Below are 19,603 nucleotides of genomic sequence, written 5' to 3'. Positions count from 1 at the left end.
GGGAAAGATTTAGTGGAACTGGCCCTCTTCGGTCGATCCGACCAGTGCGAGGGTGGATGCGTTCGGGTTGAGCGCAGTGGCGATGTCGTCGAAGTAGCCGGTGCCGACTTCGCGCTGGTGCTTGGTTGCGGTGTAGCCGCGGGATTCGGAGGCGAATTCCTTCTCCTGGAGCTCGACGTAGGCGCTCATGCCTTCACGGGCGTAGCCGTGGGCGAGGTCGAACATCGAGTAGTTCAGGGCGTGGAAGCCGGCCAGGGTGATGAACTGGAACGTGAAGCCCATGGCGCCGAGTTCACGCTGGAACTTGGCGATGGTGGCGTCGTCCAGGTGCTTGCGCCAGTTGAACGACGGCGAGCAGTTGTAGGAGAGCATCTGATCAGGGAACTCGGCCTTGACGGCCTCGGCGAACTTGCGGGCCAACTCGAGGTCCGGGGTGCCCGTTTCCATCCAGATGAGGTCGGAGTACGGGGCGTAGGCCTTGGCGCGGGCGATGCAGGGTTCGATGCCGTTGCGGACCTTGTAGAAGCCTTCAGCGGTACGTTCACCGGTGATGAATTCCTGGTCGCGCTCGTCGACGTCGGAGGTGATCAGGGTGGCTGCCTCGGCGTCGGTACGGGCGATGACCACCGACGGGGTGCCGGCGACGTCGGCGGCCAGACGGGCCGCGTTCAGGGTGCGGACGTGCTGCTGGGTGGGGATGAGCACCTTGCCGCCGAGGTGGCCGCACTTCTTCTCCGAGGCGAGCTGGTCCTCCCAGTGAACGCCTGAGGCGCCGGCCTGGATCATGGACTTCATCAGTTCGTACGCGTTGAGCGGTCCGCCAAAGCCTGCCTCGGCGTCGGCGATGATCGGGACCATCCAGTCCTCGACCGTCTGGACGCCTTCGGAGAACTCGATCTGGTCCGCCCGGAGGAGGGCGTTGTTGATGCGGCGGACCACCGTCGGGACCGAGTTGGCCGGGTAGAGCGACTGGTCCGGGTACGTGTGGCCCGAGTTGTTCGCGTCTGCGGCGACCTGCCAGCCGGAGAGGTAGATGGCGCGGAGGCCGGCTTTCACCTGCTGGACGGCCTGGTTGCCGGTAAGGGCGCCGAGGGCGTTGGTGTAGCCGCCTGTCTTGTGCTCTTCGGTGAGCTGCTTCCACAGCTTCTCCGAGCCGCGGCGGGCCAGGGTGTGCTCTTCGGAGACGCGGCCGCGGAGGCGGACGACGTCGGAAGCCTTGTAGTCCCGGGTCACACCTTCCCAGCGGGGGTTGGCGGCCCACTCGAGCTCCAGTGCGGCGGCCTGCTCTGCGGGCGTCTGCTGGGTGGGCTCAAATGCTGCAGTCATCGTTGATCTCCTTGATTGAGCTCCGGAATCGGTAGGCGGGAACTGCGCCTTTGCAGTTCCCGCCGGCTTCCCGGTGCGGTGTTTCTTTCCGTGATCACTACTTTTCAGCACTTTCAACCGGCTTTCTAGATAAAAAGTATGGAAAGAAATGCACTTCTTCACGTATCCTTCAGAAATGACGCCTGGAAGCTGGAACAGAGAAGTCACGCCGCAAGCACCCTCCGCCGCGTCCGCCGGCCTGGACGTCATCAGCCTCGGCCGGCGGGTCAGGCATCTGCGCAAGCAGGCTGGACTGACCCTCGATGACCTCAGCGCCGCCGTCGGCACGGCGCCCAGCCAACTGAGCCTGATCGAGAACGGAAAGCGGGAACCCAAGCTGGGGCTGCTCCAGCACCTGGCCTCCGCGCTCAACGTCAGCATCGACCAGCTTCTTGGTGCCGAGCCGCCCAGCCGCCGAGCTGCCCTGGAGATCGAGCTGGAACGCTACCAGCGCAGCCCGCTGTACGAGACGCTGAACCTGCCCAAAATCCGCATCAGTTCGCGGCTTCCGCTGGATGTGCTGGAGGCCCAGGTGGGCCTGCTGCATGAGCTGGAACGCAAGATGAACGAGCAGGTGGCCACCCCAGAGGAAGCCCGCCGGGCAAATGGCGAACTGCGGGCGATGATGCGTGAACGCGGCAACTATTTCCCGGAGTACGAGGCCGAGGCGCAGAAGGTCCTTAAGGCCGTGGGCTACACCGCCGGTCCGCTCAGTCAGCACGTCATCGCGGACATTGCCGAGAATCTTGGATTCACGCTCCACCACGTGGGTGACCTGCCGCATTCAACGCGGTCCGTGACCGACCTGAAGAACCGCAGAATTTACCTCACCCAGAACCAGCGGACGGACCATGACCCCCGGTCGGTGCTGTTGCAGGCGCTGGGCCACTACGTCCTGGGCCATGAAACCCCGAAGAATTACGGCGACTTCCTGGCCCAGCGCGTGGCAACGAACTATTTTGCCGCCGCGCTCCTGCTCCCCGAGCAGGCCACCATGGAATTCCTGCACAAGGCCAAGGCCGCCAAGGAGATCGCGGTGGAAGACATCCGCGATGCTTTTGCCGTGTCCTACGAAACGGCCGCCCACCGGTTTACCAACCTGGCCACCCAGCACCTGGGCATTACCACGCACTTCCAGAAGACCCACCAGAGCGGGATCATCTACAAGGCCTACGAGAACGACGGCGTGGCTTTCCCCCAGGACCACACCGGCGCCATCGAGGGCCAGCCGTCATGCAAGGCGTGGACGTCCCGGGCAGTGTTCGACGTCCCGGACAAATTCAGTGCCTACAGTCAGTACACCGACACGCCCTCGGGGACTTACTGGTGCACCGCCCGCACCGAACGCTCCGCCACCGGGGAGTTTTCGCTGAGCATCGGGGTCCCGTACCAGCACGTGAAATGGTTCCGGGGGCGGGAGACGACGGCAAGGGCCAAGTCCACCTGCCCGGATCCAAACTGCTGCAAGCGACCGCCAGCCGAGCTTGCGTCGCACTGGGCCGGTAATGCATGGCCTTCCGCGCGTGCCCATTCGCACCTGCTGGCCGCAATGCCGCCCGGGGCCTTCCCCGGTGTGGACGAGACCGAGGTGTACAGCTTCCTTCAGGCGCACTCGGGGAGCTAGCCAGCGGGGGCAGTCGTGGCGACGTTAGCCGTCTCCGCGCCGCCGGGTGCCGAGCGCATGTCCAGGCAGATGATGTCCGTCAGGATGCCGTTTACTGCCCGGTACGATTCCGGCTTGCCGGACCACCGGCCGGAATCGTGGAGAAAGCGCAGGAACGTCGTCAGCGAATAGGTGGCCACGATGCCTTCATAGACGGTATGGATGATGAGGGACGCCAATCTTGCTGCGACCTCGGCCGGGTCGAGGGCAGTGATGGAACGCTTTTCATCAAACTCAGGGTAGAAGCGGAAGAAGAGCTTGAGGCTCGCCAGGACCTCTTCCACGTCTGTGCTGAAGGGGCGCTGGACGTACCAGCAGATGAAGGCCGGGGCCAAGGTTTCCAACTCCCGGACGTTGCCCGATGAAGGGGTGGCCACTTGCGGTGCGGAGGCTTTGAACGGGTCACCTGGTTGGTTCCGCACATGATTCGTTCGTGCCGCCTGCCTTCCCTGCTTTCTTGCCACCTTGATCCTCATCTCGCTTGCTGTTTCTGATTAGCTCAAACGTAGGGAGGCAGCATCCCGCACCGCCAGAACATAAAAGCTGTATGTGGAAAGCCCGGAAGCCGGGCCCTGCGGGCGACCTTGTGATAGGGCGTCCCGGGTTTTCTTGCGTTAAATGAGAGACCGTCCGGCGGTGCGGCGTCCCGCGGGCGGGAGACCAAATCGAGTGCAAAGCGTGATCCTGCCGGCATGGTCCTCCGCCGTCGTCGCTGTTTCACTGGGGGGAGGCGGATTCCCGCCCGCGGCATGCCGGGAGGCAACAAAGATGTTTCGTTTTCAGCGGATGATTGCGTTGGGTGCTGTGATGGGACTGGCGGGGTGCGCGGCGCCAGGCCCGTCCCCGGCCCCGGAGCTCCTCACGGCCGACGGCGTCGAGCGGGTCTCGGTGGACCGGGAGGAGTACGCCACTGAACTGCGCTCCTTCCGGGCTTCCGCGCTCTTCCTCGGCGAAGCGTTGCTGGCCGACGGCGGCGACGGCGCAAACGGGAATGTGGTGTCCTCGCCCGGGAGTCTCCTAAGTGCCCTCGCCATGCTCCGTTCAGGTGCCACCGGTAAGACCGCGGCGGAGATGGACAGCGTCCTGCAATTCCCTGCGGAGAAGCGCGATGAGGCCATGAATTCGGTCCTCCGCTCGCTCGAAAAGTTTGACGGTGACCCTGGTGCAGTGGATGAGGACAACCCGCCGCGGAAGCCGGTCATGCACCCGGCCAACGGGCTGTTCGTAGATAGGGACGTGCCTACCGGGCAGTCCTTCCTGGACACGCTGGCCCGGCACTATGGAACCGGCGTGTATCCCGTGGATTTCAGCGATGAGGGTGCAACCAAGCCTGCCATCGATGCCTGGGTGAACAGGCACACCGGCGGCAGGATCAAGGAAGCCCCGGCGGAGTACAGTCCCAACAACACTTTCAGCCTGCTCAACTCGTTGTACTTCGCCTCTGCCTGGAGCACACCGTTCGATCCGAACGCCACCTCTAACCTGCCCTTCACCACAGCCACAGGGGAGGAAATCGACGTGCCAGCCATGCACAACGAACTCACGATGAAATATGCGGAAGGCACCGGCTGGCAGGGTGTGGATCTTCCCTATGCCGAAGGTTTCGTCATGCGGCTGGTCCTGCCCGCAGGGAAATCCGCTCCCGACGGCACGGCCCCCCTGTGGCGTTCGACGCGGAGAAACTTGCGGAAGTCGCGGACACGTTTGATACCGCCCGGCCCGCGTCAGTCCAGATCCAGCTGCCCCGCTGGGACCACAAGTCCAGTTTTGATCTCCGCAAGGTCTTCGAGGCGCTGGGGCTGGAGAACATGCTCGGCACCACGGAGGACTTCAACAACATCCAGCCGCAGATGATGATTACCCAGGCCGCCCAGGCTGCCAACATCACGGTGGCCGAAAAGGGCACCATTGCCGCCGCCGTGACCCAGATCAACGGAGAGGCCACCAGCGCTCCACCGGAACCCGAGCGGAGCATCGAGTTCGACCGGCCGTTCCACTACCAGATCGTTCACGGCGAAACTGGCCTGCCACTGTTCATGGGAACTGTGGCCGACCCCAGGTGAATGAACGTCGTGGGATCGGCCCGCCGTCGTCCCTCCCAGACGACGCTCCATCAGCTAATGCAGGAAAATACGGAACCCTCTCGCGCACAGTGCAAGAGGGTTCCGGGAAAACGCGCATTAAGTGAGAGAGCGTCCGAGGTTGGACGGCGGGCTAGCGGGCGCCGCCCTGCCACAGTGCATCAAACGGGGCGCCGGAGGCCACGCGGTTCCGGATCCCCGCGGTGACAAAGTCCTTGGCGGCGCGGGCAGCGTCGAGAGGCGACGCGCCCTTGGCGAGTTCGGCAGTCACGGCGGCAGCCAGCGAGCAGCCGGCACCGGAAACGGCCACCTCGCCCACCTTGGGAGCGCTCAGGACTTCCAGGGTTTCACCGTCGTAGAAGACGTCGACGGCGTCCGGGCCTTCCAGCCGCACGCCACCCTTTGCGAGCACGGCTGCGCCGCTGAGATCGTGGATGCGGATGGCGGCGGCCTTGAGGGACTCGACGTCGGTGATTTCCAGGCCGGACAGCGACTCGGCCTCGAAGTGGTTGGGCGTGACAAAGGTGGCCAGCGGCAGGATCTGCGCCTTGAGGGCCTGGTCCGTATCAAGGGCATGCCCCGGCTCCTGGCCCTTGCAGATCAGGACCGGGTCAAGGACAACGTTCCCGAACCTGTTTCCGCCCAGGGCATCGGCCACCGTGGCGATGGTGGCGGGGCTTCCCAGCATCCCGATCTTGACGGTGTCCAGCACCGGCCGGCCGGGCACGGACTGCCCGTCCGGCGCCGGACCGTAGGCCGCCGTGGTCGCCTCCAGCTGGTCCGCGATGACCTGCTGGTCCACCGGGACAAAGCGGTGGTTCCAGTCGTCGTTCGGGTTGAACGAGACGATGCAGGTCAGGTTGGCGATGCCAAAGACGCCGAGCTCCTGGAACGTCTTCAGGTCGGCCTGGGCGCCGGCGCCGCCAGTGGCTTCGGAACCGGCGATGGTCAGGACGACGGCGGGAGTGTCAGCGGGGGACTGGACATCAAGGGAAGCGGAAGTCATGGCACCATCCTGCCACCCGGCGTCGAATGCCCGCTTTGTGGTGCTGTACAGCATGTGGCCGTGCTGCTGGTCAGGGTTCCAAGGGGGCGGCTGATGGCGGACCAGCGTACAGGCTTTGTTCGGCTTCATCGTGGACCTTGACGATTGGTACCACGGCCGAGCGGCCCAGTGCCGCGCAGAATCCGCTCCAGAGCACCAAGCCCCACATCGAATACCAACGGGTGCCAACGAGGAAGAGAAGTGTCACGATGCCGGTGACGACGCCGGCACCACCTATGGCAAGGATATGGAACCACTGGTTGCGGACGGGCCTCAGGAGCATCCCCGACAGGAGGGCCAAAGGCATGCCAAGCACCAGGGCCGCTCCGATTGAGAACACATAGCCCGGGGGACCGAAGGGCAGGCCAAAGACCACGACGGTCAGGGCGGCGCCCAGGAGAAAAGCGGCGGGGCCAAAAGTCACCCGGCGCGGCCGGCTCATGCGCCCCTGGCAATCTGCAGAAGCGCTCGGCCCAGTTCGGGCTGGCTGTAGACGAAGCCCGCGTCCAGCAGTTTCTCCGGCTGGACCCAGCGGCTCTTCAGGACCAGTTCCGTCTCTGTCCGGATCAGGATGGCACCCAGCCGCAGCAGCCAGGCCGGAGTGGGGATGCCGAACCTGGCTCGATAGGCCCGGCGGACCATGCGCATCAGCTCGCGGTTGTCCACCACATCCGGAGACGCCACATTCACGGGGCCGGTGAGGTCCTTCCGGGCATGTACGAAGCGCACGCACCGGTAGAGGTCTTCCACGTGGATCCAGCTGAATTTCTGCGTGCCGGGCCCCATCCGACCGCCCAGGCCAAGCCGGGCCAGGATGGCGAAGGGCCGCAGTGCTCCTCCTCCCGGGCCCAGGACGATGGAGATCCGCAACGGGACCTTGCGCGTCCCCGGGGTGATAGCGGCTGCAAGTTCGGACTCCCACGCGCGGGCAACATCCACCGAAAATCCCGTGCCCAGTTCGCCGTCACGTTCGGTTTGCGGGCCATCCATGGCATGCCGGTAGATGGTGCCGGTGCTCGCATTGAGCCAGGTCGACGGCGGCTGCCGGCACAGTGCGATGGCACGGCCAAGTGCCGCTGTAGTGGAAACGCGGGACTCCCGTATGGCGGCCTTGTTCCTGGCGCTGTAGCGGCAGGATACGGAGCGTCCGGCGAGGTTCACTAATAGCTCCGCACCGTCCAGCACCTGGGCCAGGCGGGCGTCGTCGTCATCCCACGTGGCCGACGGCGACCCCTTGGCGCCTTTGCGGCCAATGGTGCGAACCCTCCAGCCGTCCTTCTCGAACCGGGCCCGGAAATATTTGCCGATGAATCCGGAAGCTCCGGCCAGTACCACCGTTCTGGTGCCGCTCATGGTCCCCCCACTGTGTTGTTTCGGTCTTCAGCCGCGGATGCTGCGGCTCAGGCTCAGGAAATCGTCCAGGATCCTGCCGACACCGGGAACCCTGGCCAATGAGAGTCCCCGTGTGATCAGCGGGACGGCGCCGTCCACCAGGCGCCTGGTCCGCTGCTGCCCGTCGGAGGTGTCGTAGACCCAGAAGAGGGTGACGGCCATGTAGAAAAGCCACAGCAGTTCCGGGAGATCGGACCTGAGCTTTTTCGGTGCCGGCGGTTTCGCGGCCCCAACCGCCGTGCGGAAGATGTCCAGCGACGCTTCGCGGGCCGCCGTTGACCCTGCGGCGAAGGGATTGACCGGGGACGTCGGGCGGATGGCGGTGGCTATGAAGTCGCCGCCGAACCGGTGGTAGGGGGCCATGGCGTCCAGGCCCGTGTGAACGGTGGCCCTAAGCCGGCTGGTGAGGTCGGCAGCGTCCTTGAGCGCTTCGGCGGCCCTGGCCGCGTGCTCAGCCTGGACCTGCAGATACAGCTCCTGGACCAGATCGTCCTTTGACGCGAAGTAGTAATAGGCGTTGCCCACCGATACGCCCGCCTCCGCTGCGATGGCGCGCATGGTGGTTTTGGCGAAGCCGATCTCCCGGAACATCCGCAGGGCGACGCCGGCCACCAGCCGGCGCGTCTGCTCGCTCTTTGCGGTCATGGGCTTCCCTTGGATTTGAACGTGTTCAAGAAAAGTACCACAGATTTGAACGCGTTCAGATTGGGGCCATCACGCTGCCGCACGGCAGCCTCCCGCGCAGTGGGAGAATTGGGGGACAGTGCTAATACAGCCGGTGTTCCCGCTCCCCGGGCACCGAGCGAACCACTACGAACGGACCTCCACCATGACCCCTGTTTCAGGCCACCACGCCCTTCCCCAAAACACCCCAGTTCCGGACCGTCCACGGTTCGCCTCGATCGGCTCCCCGTACTTCGGCATCATGCTGGCGATCATGGCGGTGGTGCTGATCCTGTCCAACATCGGGGCGTCCAAGGGAGTGGCCATCGGGCCGATCATCACCGACGGCGGCTTCTTCCTTTTCCCGCTGGCGTACATCCTGGGCGACGTCATCAGCGAGGTCTACGGCTTCAAGGTGGCACGCAAAGCCATCCTCACCACTTTCGGGCTGTCCGTCTTCGCATCGCTCTGCTACTGGGCAATCATCGCCCTGCCCGGATTCGACGACGAGTTCGGAACGTCCAAGCAGGCAGCCCTGGAAGGCGCCCTCGGTCCCGTTCCGCAGATCGTGCTGGCGTCGCTGCTGGCGTTCCTGGCCGGGCAGACCATCAACTCCTGGATCATGGTGCGGATGAAGGCACGCTCCGGCGAGAAGTCCCTGTGGGCCCGCATTATGGGCTCCTCAGTGGCCGGCGAGTTCGTGGACACGCTGATCTTCTGCAGCATCGCCGCCTCGGTCATCGGAATCACCGACGCCGCGACCTTTGTGAACTACGTGGTGGTGGGCTTTGTGTACAAGACCCTGGTGGAGTTCATCCTGGTCCCCGTCACGTCGCTGGTGATCCGCTGGGTGAAGAAGCGCGAACCGAGCTACGGTGCCCCGACGGCAGCGGTGACGAACGCAGCGTAGCCGCCGCCCGTCGTCGTGTCTTCCAGATGCGGCGAGATCGCCGGAAAGCTGCAGGCCCGCCGGAATGCACCGGCGAGCTCATCCCGTTCCGGCGATTCCGGCGACGGCTGCCCGGCGGCTGTGAGGGTCGGGCAGGTCAGGAGTAGTACTGCCCCAAGGTCTCCGCCTTGAAATCGAAAAAGGTCCCGTCCTCGATGGCCAGGCGGGCGTCATCCACCATCTTCACCACGAAGCGTTCGTTGTGGATGGAGATCAGCGTGGCGGAGAGCATCTCCTTTGCCTTGAAGAGGTGGTGGATGTAGGCCCGCGAGTAGTTGGTGCAGGCGTAGCAGTCGCAGCCGTCCTGGAGCGGGCCGAAATCGCGCTTGTACTTGGCGCCGGAGAGGTTGAAACGTCCCTGCGGCGTGTAGAAGGCGGAGTTGCGGGCCACCCGGGTGGGGGAGACGCAGTCGAAGGTGTCGGCGCCGTTCTCGATGGCCGTGAAGATGTCGTCCGGTTCCGAGATGCCCAGCAGGTGGCGCGGCTTGTCCTCGGGCAGTTCCTCGTTGCACCACCTGACGATGGTGCCCAGGTTCTCCTTCTCAAGTGCCCCGCCGATGCCGAATCCGTCGAACGGCATGGCGCCTAGGTCCCGGCACGCCTTGCGGCGCAGGTCCTCGTACTGCGCGCCCTGGATCACGCCGAACAGGGCCTGGTACGGCTTGCCCGCCCGGGACGAGGTCAGCCGGAAGTGTTCCTCGATGCAGCGCAACGCCCACAGGCGGGTGCGCTCGAGGGATTCCTCCTGGTACCTGCGGGAGTTCTGCAGGGTGGTGAGCTCATCGAAGGCGAACATGATGTCCGCGCCGATCTGGTGCTGCACCTGCATGGAGATCTCGGGGGAGAACCGGTGCCTGTCGCCATTGAGGTGGCTCTTGAACCACACGCCGTCGTCGTCAATGTGGGCCAGGCGTTCCTTTCCGGGGGCGACGGCGTCGTCCGGCCCGGAGGCATCCACGGCTTTCATGTCGATGACCTTCTTGAACCCCGAGCCCAGGCTCATCACCTGGAATCCGCCCGAGTCCGTGAACGTGGGCCCGGACCAGTTCATGAACGCGCCAAGGCCGCCTGCCTCGTCCAGGATGTCCGCGCCGGGCTGCAGGTACAGGTGGTAGGCGTTGGCCAGCACAGCCTGCGCGCCCAGGTCCGCCACGGCTTCGGGCAGCACTGCCTTGACGGTGGCTTTGGTTCCGACGGCGATGAACGCGGGGGTCTGGATCTCACCGTGCGGCGTGGAGATGGTCCCGGTCCGTCCCAGGAACTGGCCGCCGTTGGAAGCCACCTGGGCAGCGGTCGGCGGGCAGTTCTCGCTGAGCCGGGTGCCCACCCGGAAGGAGAATTCCGACTGCCGGTCCGCCGCGGCGCCGGCCGCAGTCCACGGCACCGTTCCAGTAAGGGCCGTTTCAGCCGTGGCGGCGGCAGGGAAAGGAGCTGGGGCAGGGTTGGCTGGCACCGTACCAGTGTGCCAGCTTTCCGTCCCGCCCCGGCAACCGGCCCTGTCAGCTGACCGCCTCGGATGCCGGGTAGTTCCCAGCCCGCCAGGCATCCCAGGAGGAGCGCACCGATTCGAGCCTGGCGGCGCCCAGGTCGTACGTGGAGGCGATGACCAGCGAGCCCTCGCCTTCCTCGCGCACGTCCTTGATCGCCGGATGGTCGGCCACCACCAGGAGCCCCTCCCCATGCTCGGCATAGCTGTGGACAGTGAGGCCCACCTGGTGGCTGGTCCGGTACCAGACCTTGCCGCTGATCTCCTCGCCGGTCCCCAGTTTCAACTGGTAGTTTTCGCCCGGCGCCGGGACGTCGGTCAGCCCGAGCTTCTCGATCGCGGACCCTTCTCCTTCCGTGAGGTGCAGGAACAGGGTGTGGCGTTTGCCGTGCGGATGGCGTTCCAGGGCGAAGCGGAGCTGCTGCAGGAACGTGAGCCAGCCCTGGGTGATGTCCTCGTCCCAGGCAGCCCATTCGGAGTCGTGGTCCAGCGCGCCGCGCGTCACGCTGACCTGCGTTCCGTTGGGCACGGGTTTCAGCTCGAAGACGTCCCCGCCATGGACGGTCAGGCTTGTGTGGTCCGGTGACTCCTCAACATCGCCGGAGAAGTAGATCTCCTTGATCTCGGAGTCCAGGTCCTCTGCCTGCCAGCCATGCCACTGGGCTACTTTGGACGGTTCACGCAGCATGGTCCAGACCTGCGGCGCGTCGGCGTTGATCACTACGCTGAGATTGTTCGTCATAGCCCCGAATGTACAACTCCGGCACGGCGCCGGGTAGGGGCAAATTACCCAACCAGGCACCGTACCGGCGGGAGGGGTCCGACGTCAGGCGCGGACGGCCTCAAGCTCATTGCTGATGCGCCGCTCCAGCTCGACCATCCCGATGGTTTCGGAGCCGCCGTGGGCCCGCAGGAACAGCAGGGACTCGAGCCGCAGCAGCCGCCATTCGCGTTCGGCGTCATGGTTCGAGTTGTCGATGGAGCGGAAAATTTCCTTGTCGTACAGGTTGGGCTCATTGAGCGAGCGCTGCCGTACCTTGGCGGCCATCCTGGCCTTGAACGGGTCCGTCTCCTGGTTTTCCGGGGTCCGGATCAGCTTCTCGTACACCTCGGCCCGTTCCGACTGGCCGTTCTGGCGGCAGATGTAACTGGAGAGCGCCAGGGATGCTTCCACGGATGACCAACGGCCGGGGTTCCCGTCGAAGGGGAGGACGTTGAGGAGGTCGGCCACCGCCAGCGAGCCATCGGCGTCCTTGAGGGTGATGAACAGCTCATGGGCGAGGTCGCTCAGGTCCTTCAGGCAGCTGCCGGACTTGAAGTTGACGCCCTTGGCCAGCCGGTCGGACAGCAACAGGACGCCCATCGCGTCGGGATGGGCCTCCGCGGCAGCTTCCACAACGGACTCCGGGGTACCCTGCGGCGCTGGAATCAGGGCCAGGTCCTCTTCGCTGGGTCCGCTGAGGGCCGGCGGGACCGGAGGAAGGGGAGGCACGACGACGGCGGGAGCGGCGGCAGCCGTCGCCGCCTCTTCGCGGAGCTGCCTGGGCTGCTCCTGCACTGCGTCTTGCCCTGCCTTCTGCCCTGAGTCCTGCGCAGGGCGGGCTGCCCGCGGAAGCTGGGTGACGGCGTCAGGGTTTCCGTCCACCACCGTCACGGTGGTGCCCACCGCGATGCGCAGGGTTCCGCCGCCGGTAAGGCTGGCGAGCACCAGTGCGGGGGCTCCGAAGTCGTCCCGCTCCAGCTCGACCTGGTGGACTTCCGCCGTGCGCCCGCCGTCGGGCAGGACGATGTGGGTGCCGGTGGTCAGAGATCCAGCCTGCTGTTCAAGATGGTGCCTGGCGGCTGGTGTTTCGGTCATGGGAGTCCTTAAGTTCTCTTGCGGTCCGCCCTACAGTCTACAAAGGCGGGCACCTAAAATCGGGGACCCCCAGGTTCCGGCGTGAGTGTCAGAAGCCAACGCCGGCAAAGGCCAGCGCCTGGCGGATGAGGCTGCCGCGGCCACCGACGAACTCCATTTGGACGCCGGGGCTGAGGACTTCCTCGGGGGTCATCCAGGTCAGTTCCAGGGCGTCCTGGCGGGGCTCGCATTCGCCCGTGACCGGGATGACGTAGGCCAGGGCCACGGCGTGTTGCCGCTCGTCCGTGAAACCGGTCTGGGACGGCGCGGGAAAGTATTCCGCCACGGTGAAGGGCACCGGGCTGATGGGGAGCTGAGGGAACGCCAGCGGTCCCAGGTCCTTTTCCATATGCCGCAGCAGGGCAGCGCGGATGGTCTCGCGGTAGATGACGCGGCCCGAGACCAGGGACCGGACCATGGTCCCGTCCTCGTCGGCCTGGAGCAGGGTTCCCACCTCATTGACGAAGCCCAGCGGGTCCAACCTGACCGGCACAGCCTCCACATAGACCATGGGCAGCCGCCCGCGTGCCTCAAAGAGGTCTTCTTCGGAGAGCCAGCCGGGATTCGGGTCAGGGGTGCGCACGTTCATGGTTAAGTTCTACCCCATGGGACGCCGCGTGACGGGTGGAACTCAGCTGCCGGCGGAATGCGTCGGTTCATCCGGCCTTCCCGTGGAGGTCCTGTCACGCGTGACGCTGGGAGATCCAGAGTGTCGCCGGCACGTGCCCAGCTGCCCCGGTCCCGGCATCGGGGTTGGCAACGTGGAGGGTGCGCCCGAAGGCTTCCTCCGTGATGCTGGCATGGATGTCCGCCGAGGCGAGGCGTTCCCGCAAAGGCTCCAGCCCGCCGTCGTACTCAAAACCCAAGCCGGAACGCGGTGCTCCCGAGGCCGGACGGACCATCAGGACTCCGCCGTTCTTGGCGGTGAAGTCGGCGGTGTCGTCCTGGTCCGGAACCGGGCGCGGCCGCGCGCCTACCTGCTGCAGGGTGCGGGAGGCAGACGCGGGGTCCTCCGTGAACCAGACCCCGACGACGGCCAGGGCAGGATCGGCGTCGGCGCACTGGGCGCCGTGGGCGGCTTTGTCCGCAAGGAAGCTGAAACCGTCGGGAGCCGTGATACGGCAGGCGTCGCCATGGTCCGCGGCGACCAGCTCTGCGGGTGAGGTCCCGTCTTCCGCAGCAGCCAGGTTGGTGCGCCGGGCGAACTCTGCGAGGTCTCCCACCTCCACTGCCAACGCGGTGCTGCCGTCTTCCGCGGCCCCCTCGGGGACGGCATGGAGGGCCAGGCGTCCCAGCCCGGCGTCGAAAACCTGCCAGCCGGCGTCGTTCTCGGTCCGGACCATGCCCAGGGCGGTGAGGAGCCTGCCCCAGGAATCCAGCCTGGACGTGAAGTGAAGGGGGCGCACACGGAGCATCTTGGTTTCCTTTTTCCTCGGTATCCAGGGACCTCTAGGCCCATGATGCCACGGCACCGGCGCCTGTGGAGAGGGGCTGCCGTGGTGCCGTGATGCGGGGGCAGAATAGGGGCATGGCCATTGAACTTGAGGAGCTGCTGCTGCCGGACGCGGCGGCGTGGCGCAGCTGGCTGGAGGCAAACCACAGCACCAGCCCCGGGGTGTGGCTGGTCCTGCACAAGAAGGGCGGAAACGTCACGGAACTGGATTACGCAGCGGCGCTGGATGAGGCCCTGTGCTTTGGCTGGATCGATGGCCAGGCGCGCCGCCGTGATGAGCAGACGTCGCTCCAGCGGATGACACCGCGCCGGTCCAGGAGCCCTTGGTCTGCCAGGAACGTCGGCCATGTGGCCCGGCTGGACGCGGCAGGCCGGATGACCGATGCCGGCTGGGCAGCTGTGAACGCGGCGAAGGCCGACGGCCGCTGGGACAATGCGTACGGCGGCCAGGCGGTGGCTGAAGTTCCAGCTGACCTGGCGGCGGCCATCGCCGCGGTTCCCGCCGCCCAGGCGATGTTCGATGTCCTCACGGGGACAAACCGGTTTGCAATGATTTACCGGGTCAACTCCGCTGTCCGGCCTGCCACCCGCGAGAAGAGGATCGCCGAATTCGTGGAGATGCTGGCGCGCGGAGAATCGCTGTACCCGCAGAAGAAGCGGCCCGGCGGCGTGAACTGACCGCGCGGGCAATGGATCCGGGAATCCGTGCCCGGTTGGGTTCCCGCCGGACATGCCTGTAAAATTGACGGTTCACTTGCGCTGGTGCCGTTCCCCTGCTGGGGAGCGGCACTTGTGCGTTCAGCGACGGATCGAAAACCATGCCCCGAAAAATCCTCGGACCTGTACTCCCTGACCTTAAACGCCGGCCCCTGATCTGGGTGGTGGCCGCCGTGGCCGCTGCCCTGGTCCTGGTGGTTTCCCTGGTGCTTGCCGGCAACGTCCGGACGGGGCCGGCCGCCGTTGCCGGCCGTGTTTTGGACGGTGTTGCGTCGGCGCAGGCAACGGCCAGGGATGCCACGGGCAGCTACGCGACGCTGTGGCTGGAGGGCGGCGACTCCACGCTTGTGGACCGTGGGCGATCACTCGACGCTGAGGGTGCGGAGGATGTGCGGAGCATTGAATGCGGTGCGGGCTGGCTGGCCGGAACGCGCGTGGACGGCAAGGTTTTCCTGCGAAGCAGCGCGGCCCCGGACACGGTTGAGGATGCTGCTGCGGCGCGCCTTCCTGACTGCATCAGCGCCGAGGCACGCGATGCCCTGCTGGCTGACCTCGGCGTGGACCGGACGTGGCCCGAGCCGGCTGCGGACCGCTTCGAGCCGCCCGCGGGGGAGTACCGCCCCGCCTACCACCTCACCCCGGACCAGCGCTGGATGAACGATCCCCAGAAGCCTTTTTTCCTGGACGGCCAGTGGCACTATTACTACCTGTACAACGCCGATTACCCGGAGGGCAACGGCACCGAGTGGTTCCACGCCACCAGCACCGACCTGGTCAACTGGAAAAACGAGGGCGTGGCCATTGAGAAGTTCCGTAACGGGCTCGGCGATATCGAGACCGGCACAGCAGTGGTGGATACGGAGGGCACCGCAGGATTCGGCAAGGGAGCCGTGATCGCGGTCCTCACCCAGCAGCATGAAGGCGTCCAGCGTCAGTCACTGTTCTACTCCACGGACAACGGCTACAGCTTCCGGAACTATGCGGATAATCCGGTGATGGACAACCCGGGCGAAGAACACTGGCGGGATCCCCGCATTGTCCGCGATGACGCCAACAACCAGTGGCTGATGCTGCTGGCCGAAGGCCACAAAATCGGCTTCTACACGTCCCCGGACCTCAAAGCCTGGACCTATGTTTCGGCTTTTGAGCGCGACGGACTTGGCATCCTTGAGTGCCCGGACTTCTTCCAGCTGGACGTCGACGGCGACCCGTCCAAACGGACGTGGGTGCTGGCCGCCAGTGCCAACGGTTCCGGGGAAGGCCGCACCACGGGGCTGGCGTACTGGACGGGAAGCTGGGACGGGAAAACCTTCGCACCTGACGCTGGCGGCCATCAGTGGCTCGATGGCGGGACTGACTTCTACGCCGCCGTCACCTGGGATGATCCGCGCCTGACGGACGGCCAGCGGAAGGCTTCGCGGCACGCCATCGGCTGGATGAACAACTGGGCGTACGCCCGGGAATTGCCCACCGGGGAGTGGTTCGGGGCGGCCTCCGTGGTGCGTGACATCCGGCTGGTGTCTGACGGCGGGCGTCCGGTTTTGGCCTCGGCGCCCACCCCGGCGCTGGAGTCCTTGGAGGGAAGCCCGGAACGGATCCCCGCCGCCACTGTCCAGGAAGGCACGGGGGAGCCGTTGCCGGCTCCCGACAGCGGTGCGTTCAAGGTGGACCTGGAACTGGAAAAGCCTGCATCCGGCAGTGGTGAAGCGCGCGTCCTCCTGCAAAGCGGCGGCAAGGCCTACGCCACGGTGGGCTACGACTTTGGGACAGGGCAGGCCTTTGTGGTCCGGGACGGGGATTCGGTGGCGCAGGCTGCCGGCGGCCCGGCGGAGGGCTACCGGACGGTGAGCTCGGCCAGTGCCAACACCGACGCGGACACGGTTCAGCTGACCGCCTACATTGACCGGTCCTCCGTGGAAGTGTTCGTGGATGGCGGCCGCGAGACGCTGACGTCGCTGGTTTTCCCGCCGGCGGGGGCCAAGGATGTCCGGCTTGCGGCTTCGGGTGGTGCCGTGGGCATCAGGGGCGGCACCGTCACGCCGCTTGCCGCCATCCGCTGAGCCGGCCGTCCCCTGGCGAACGCGGGCCTGCGCCTGTGCGCAGGCCCGCTGCTCAGGATTTGAGCGTGTTCAGGGATCGAGCCTGTTCAGGAATCGAGCGGGAATGCCACGCCTTCACCCACCACACGCAGGCACAGCTCCATGCCCGGGCGGGCGATGGACGCGTTCCAGTGCCGGATGGTGATGATCTCGCCGCCGCCGGGGTAGCGGTGGTCCGGACTGGATGCCAGCTGCGGCGGGACCGAGAGCTTCAGCCGGACAGTGGTTTCCGGACCAAAGTAGTCCGTGTCCACCACCACCCCGCGGATGGCTGCGTCCTCGGCGATCCGGATCTGCTCCGGCCTCAGCATCAGCTGCACGCGGCCCTGCGCCGGCGGCCTGCGGACGGGGATGGCACCCAGGGAACAGGTGGCCAGCGAGCCCTCAAGCCAGGCATCGAGGATGACGGCGTCTCCGAGGAACTCCGCCGTGGCACGGTCTGCGGGGCGGGTGTACACCACGAACGGGTTCCCGATCTGGGCGAGCTTGCCGCCGCGCATCACGGCCACCTGGTCCGCGAAGGACAATGCCTCGGCCTGGTCGTGGGTGACCAGGATGGTGGTGACCCCCGCCTCGTTCAGGACCTTGGCTACGGCACGGCGGGTGGCCACCCTGAGTCCGGCATCGAGTGCTGAGAAAGGCTCATCCAGGAGCATCAGTTCCGGCTCGCGCGCCAGGGCCCGCGCCAGGGCAACCCGCTGCTGCTGGCCGCCGGACAGCTGGTGCGGGCGGCGCTTGGCCATGGCCGGGTCAAGGGACACCATCTCCAGCAACTCACTGATCCGTTCGGCCACTGCCCGCCGGCCGCCCGGCAGGCGGTCCTGGTCCAGCCCGAACGCGATGTTCTTCCCCACGCTCAGGTGAGGGAACAGGGCGCCGTCCTGCGCCACGTACCCAATGTGCCGTTTGTGGGCCGGCACCCACACGCCGTCGCCCGCCACCTTGGCGCCGTTCAGCGCGATGCTGCCCGTGTCCGGGTGCTCAAACCCGGCAATCAGCCGCAGCAGGGTGGTCTTGCCCGATCCGGAGGGTCCCACAATGGCTGTGGTTCCGCCCCTGGCCACGGAAAGGTTGACGCCCTTCAGGACGGCCTGGTTGCCGAAGTTCTTGGTGACGTCGGTGATCTCCAGGTGGCTGTTCGTGGTGGGTGCCACGGACGGTGCCACCCGCGGCTCCGGCAACCTGGAAGGGGCTTGTTCTGTCACTGTCCGGCTACTTTCTTGGACTGCTGGAAGAGGAGGTACGTCATAGGTGCGGAGAGCAGGATCATCAACAGCGCATACGGCGCGGCGCCGGCGTAGTCGATTTCGCTGCTCTTACTCCAGAATTCGGTGGCCAGGGTGCGCGTTCCGTTGGGGGACAGCAGCAGGGTGGCGGTGAGCTCATTGGCGATGGCCAGGAACACCAGCGCCGCGCCGCCCGCCGCTGCGGGCGCCGTCAGCCGCAGGGTGACCCTGATGAAGGACACCAGCGGCGGCTTGCCCAGTGCCCGCGCCGCCTCGTCCAGTTCCTTGGGCGCCTGTGCCAGGCCGGCCCGGAGGTTGACCAGGGCGCGGGGCAGGAACAGCAGCACGTACGCCGCCACCAGCACCCCTGCGGTCTGGTAGATCCCGGGGACCACCCGGATGCTCACTGTGACGAAAGCCAGGCCCACCACGATTCCGGGCAGTGAGCTGGTGATGTAGTTGGAGAGCTCCAGCGACTTGCTGAACCAGCCGGGATGGCGGACAGCAAGATAGGCCATGGGGAACGCCACCACGGTGGTGGCAAGGGCGCCCGCCAGGCCGTAGCCGAGCGTTGTGAGCAGCGCTGGAAGAAACTCGTCCGCAGCCCAGGCTGCCGTTCCGCCGGAAGCCACCCAGCGCAGCACAAAGAACAGGGGCAGGCCGAAAGCCAGTGCCGTGAGCGCCAGCAGGAACGCCTGAGCCGGAAGCTGGTACACGTGCAGCGGCAGGCGCAGCGCCTTGGCCTGCGCTCCGGGACCGATGCGTGCATACCGTGCAGTACCGCGGCTCCGGACCTCGGCCAGCAGCAGGAGGAGGCAGAAAAACACCAGCACGCTGGCGAGCATATTCCCTGCCGCCCCGTTGAAGGTCGACTGGTACTGGACCATGATCGCCGTGGTGAACGTATCGAAGCGGATCATGGCGAATGCCCCGTACTCGGCCAGCAGGTGCAGGGCAACCAGGAGCGCGCCGCCGGTCATGGCGATGCGGAGCTGGGGGAGGACCACCCGGAAGAAGGTGCGCCAGGCTCCGAGGCCCAGCGCGGCCGCGGACTGCTCAATGGCCGGGTCCAGCCGGCTGAGGGCTGCGGCGGCGGGAATGTAGACCAGCGGGAAGTAGGACAGGGTGGCAATCAGGACGCCAGAGCCCAGGCCGCCCAGGGAAGGAATGGCGGAAACCCAGGCGTAACTGTTGACGAACGCCGGGATGGCCAGCGGCGCAGCCAGCAGCACGGCCCACGCCCGCGCGCCCCGCAGCGTTGTGCGTTCCACGAGCCAGGCGCCTGCAACCCCCAGGACCAGGCACAGCGGGACGGTGAAGACCATCAGCAGGACGGTGTTCAGCAGCAGTTCGGCCACGCGCGGCCGGAAGATGAGTTCGACGGCGGTGTCCCAGCCCGTTGCCATGGTCATGTAGACCACGTAGCCCAGCGGGACGACCGAAAACAGGGCAATCAGCACCGCCAGGGCGGACACCGCAGAAACGCCGAAAGGCGGGCGGGGGCTGTTGCCCCGGCCCGCCGTCGTCGTGCTCCCCCGTGGGGGAGCCGATAGATCAGGAGTCACGA

At 66.2% G+C, this 19,603-nt stretch carries 18 protein-coding genes and 1 pseudogene; 6 read left to right on the top strand and 13 right to left on the bottom strand.

Annotated features, from left to right (window positions below; all coding sequences use genetic code 11):
* Positions 1–9 precede the first annotated feature (9 nt).
* Entirely contained in the window at positions 10–1,326 is a 1,317-nt protein-coding gene (gene aceA, locus IEX33_RS15975; RefSeq protein ID WP_188731847.1) for an isocitrate lyase, read from the bottom strand.
* 148 nt (positions 1,327–1,474) lie between these two features.
* On the opposite strand from aceA, the gene IEX33_RS15970 reads away from it, so the two are divergent.
* Complete coding sequence (locus IEX33_RS15970) at positions 1,475–2,989, top strand: XRE family transcriptional regulator (RefSeq protein WP_188731845.1); 1,515 nt, start codon at positions 1,475–1,477, stop codon at positions 2,987–2,989.
* Here the strand turns inward: IEX33_RS15970 and IEX33_RS15965 are convergent.
* Positions 2,986–3,405, bottom strand: coding sequence for a hypothetical protein (locus IEX33_RS15965; protein WP_188731843.1), 420 nt, complete (start codon positions 3,403–3,405; stop codon positions 2,986–2,988). The two genes, IEX33_RS15970 and IEX33_RS15965, sit on opposite strands and share 4 nt — an antisense overlap.
* 241 nt (positions 3,406–3,646) lie before the next feature.
* Here IEX33_RS15965 and IEX33_RS19505 point away from each other — a divergent pair.
* Both IEX33_RS19505 and IEX33_RS19440 read left to right on the top strand, forming a co-directional pair.
* Positions 3,647–4,600 (top strand): annotated as a pseudogene (locus tag IEX33_RS19505) (serpin family protein); the annotation flags it as partial.
* Positions 4,601–4,689: 89 nt separating this feature from the next.
* Positions 4,690–5,091 (top strand): serpin family protein, encoded by a 402-nt coding sequence (locus IEX33_RS19440; RefSeq protein ID WP_268238420.1) that lies wholly within the window; start codon positions 4,690–4,692, stop codon positions 5,089–5,091.
* Between the two features lie 151 nt (positions 5,092–5,242).
* On the opposite strand, the gene IEX33_RS15955 is transcribed toward IEX33_RS19440, so the two are convergent.
* From IEX33_RS15955 to IEX33_RS15940, 4 genes are all read right to left on the bottom strand, one after another.
* Positions 5,243–6,115 carry a hydroxymethylpyrimidine/phosphomethylpyrimidine kinase gene (locus IEX33_RS15955; protein ID WP_188731841.1) on the bottom strand — a complete coding sequence of 291 codons (873 nt, stop codon included), beginning with the start codon at positions 6,113–6,115 and terminating at the stop codon, positions 5,243–5,245.
* Between the two features lie 70 nt (positions 6,116–6,185).
* Positions 6,186–6,596, bottom strand: coding sequence for a hypothetical protein (locus IEX33_RS15950; protein WP_188731840.1), 411 nt, complete (start codon positions 6,594–6,596; stop codon positions 6,186–6,188).
* Positions 6,593–7,507, bottom strand: a complete 915-nt coding sequence (locus tag IEX33_RS15945; RefSeq protein ID WP_188731838.1) for a TIGR01777 family oxidoreductase — start codon at positions 7,505–7,507, stop codon at positions 6,593–6,595. Before IEX33_RS15945 ends, IEX33_RS15950 begins: the two co-directional genes overlap by 4 nt.
* Positions 7,508–7,534: 27 nt before the next feature.
* The gene (locus tag IEX33_RS15940) at positions 7,535–8,191 is read right to left on the bottom strand and encodes a TetR/AcrR family transcriptional regulator (RefSeq protein ID WP_188731836.1); all 657 of its coding nucleotides are present in this window, start codon (positions 8,189–8,191) and stop codon (positions 7,535–7,537) included.
* A 184-nt stretch (positions 8,192–8,375) separates the two neighbouring features.
* Here IEX33_RS15940 and IEX33_RS15935 point away from each other — a divergent pair, with 184 nt between their 5' ends.
* Entirely contained in the window at positions 8,376–9,119 is a 744-nt protein-coding gene (locus tag IEX33_RS15935; protein WP_188731834.1) for a queuosine precursor transporter, read from the top strand.
* 136 nt (positions 9,120–9,255) lie between these two features.
* Here IEX33_RS15935 and tgt read toward each other — a convergent pair whose 3' ends face one another.
* The 5 genes from tgt to IEX33_RS15910 all read right to left on the bottom strand — a co-directional run bounded on the left by tgt (position 9,256) and on the right by IEX33_RS15910 (position 13,956).
* On the bottom strand, positions 9,256–10,542 hold the full coding sequence (gene tgt / locus IEX33_RS15930) for a tRNA guanosine(34) transglycosylase Tgt (RefSeq protein WP_188732023.1): 1,287 nt from the start codon (positions 10,540–10,542) through the stop codon (positions 9,256–9,258).
* 115 nt (positions 10,543–10,657) lie between these two features.
* Complete coding sequence (locus IEX33_RS15925) at positions 10,658–11,386, bottom strand: SRPBCC family protein (RefSeq protein ID WP_188731832.1); 729 nt, start codon at positions 11,384–11,386, stop codon at positions 10,658–10,660.
* 84 nt (positions 11,387–11,470) lie between these two features.
* The gene (locus IEX33_RS15920) at positions 11,471–12,502 is read right to left on the bottom strand and encodes a DUF6707 family protein (protein ID WP_188731830.1); all 1,032 of its coding nucleotides are present in this window, start codon (positions 12,500–12,502) and stop codon (positions 11,471–11,473) included.
* Positions 12,503–12,590: 88 nt separating this feature from the next.
* Positions 12,591–13,130: an NUDIX hydrolase family protein gene (locus IEX33_RS15915; RefSeq protein WP_066273708.1), complete on the bottom strand. Its 540-nt coding sequence runs from the start codon at positions 13,128–13,130 to the stop codon at positions 12,591–12,593.
* A gap of 94 nt (positions 13,131–13,224) precedes the next feature.
* Positions 13,225–13,956 (bottom strand): VOC family protein, encoded by a 732-nt coding sequence (locus IEX33_RS15910; protein ID WP_188731828.1) that lies wholly within the window; start codon positions 13,954–13,956, stop codon positions 13,225–13,227.
* 113 nt (positions 13,957–14,069) lie between these two features.
* On the opposite strand from IEX33_RS15910, the gene IEX33_RS15905 reads away from it, so the two are divergent.
* Positions 14,070–14,672 carry a YdeI/OmpD-associated family protein gene (locus IEX33_RS15905; protein WP_188731826.1) on the top strand — a complete coding sequence of 201 codons (603 nt, stop codon included), beginning with the start codon at positions 14,070–14,072 and terminating at the stop codon, positions 14,670–14,672.
* Between the two features lie 140 nt (positions 14,673–14,812).
* On the top strand, positions 14,813–16,771 hold the full coding sequence (locus IEX33_RS15900; protein ID WP_188731824.1) for a glycoside hydrolase family 32 protein: 1,959 nt from the start codon (positions 14,813–14,815) through the stop codon (positions 16,769–16,771).
* A gap of 86 nt (positions 16,772–16,857) precedes the next feature.
* Here IEX33_RS15900 and IEX33_RS15895 read toward each other — a convergent pair whose 3' ends face one another.
* The gene (locus tag IEX33_RS15895; RefSeq protein ID WP_181038171.1) at positions 16,858–18,015 is read right to left on the bottom strand and encodes an ABC transporter ATP-binding protein; all 1,158 of its coding nucleotides are present in this window, start codon (positions 18,013–18,015) and stop codon (positions 16,858–16,860) included.
* The gene (locus IEX33_RS15890) at positions 18,012–19,601 is read right to left on the bottom strand and encodes an ABC transporter permease (RefSeq protein ID WP_188731822.1); all 1,590 of its coding nucleotides are present in this window, start codon (positions 19,599–19,601) and stop codon (positions 18,012–18,014) included. The genes IEX33_RS15895 and IEX33_RS15890 overlap by 4 nt, the downstream gene beginning before the upstream one ends.
* Positions 19,602–19,603: the final 2 nt, after the last annotated feature.

Origin of the sequence: Pseudarthrobacter scleromae, assembly GCF_014644515.1 — a bacterium.
Lineage (GTDB): Bacteria > Actinomycetota > Actinomycetes > Actinomycetales > Micrococcaceae > Arthrobacter > Arthrobacter scleromae.
This window is presented reverse-complemented; position numbering and strand designations above follow the sequence as displayed.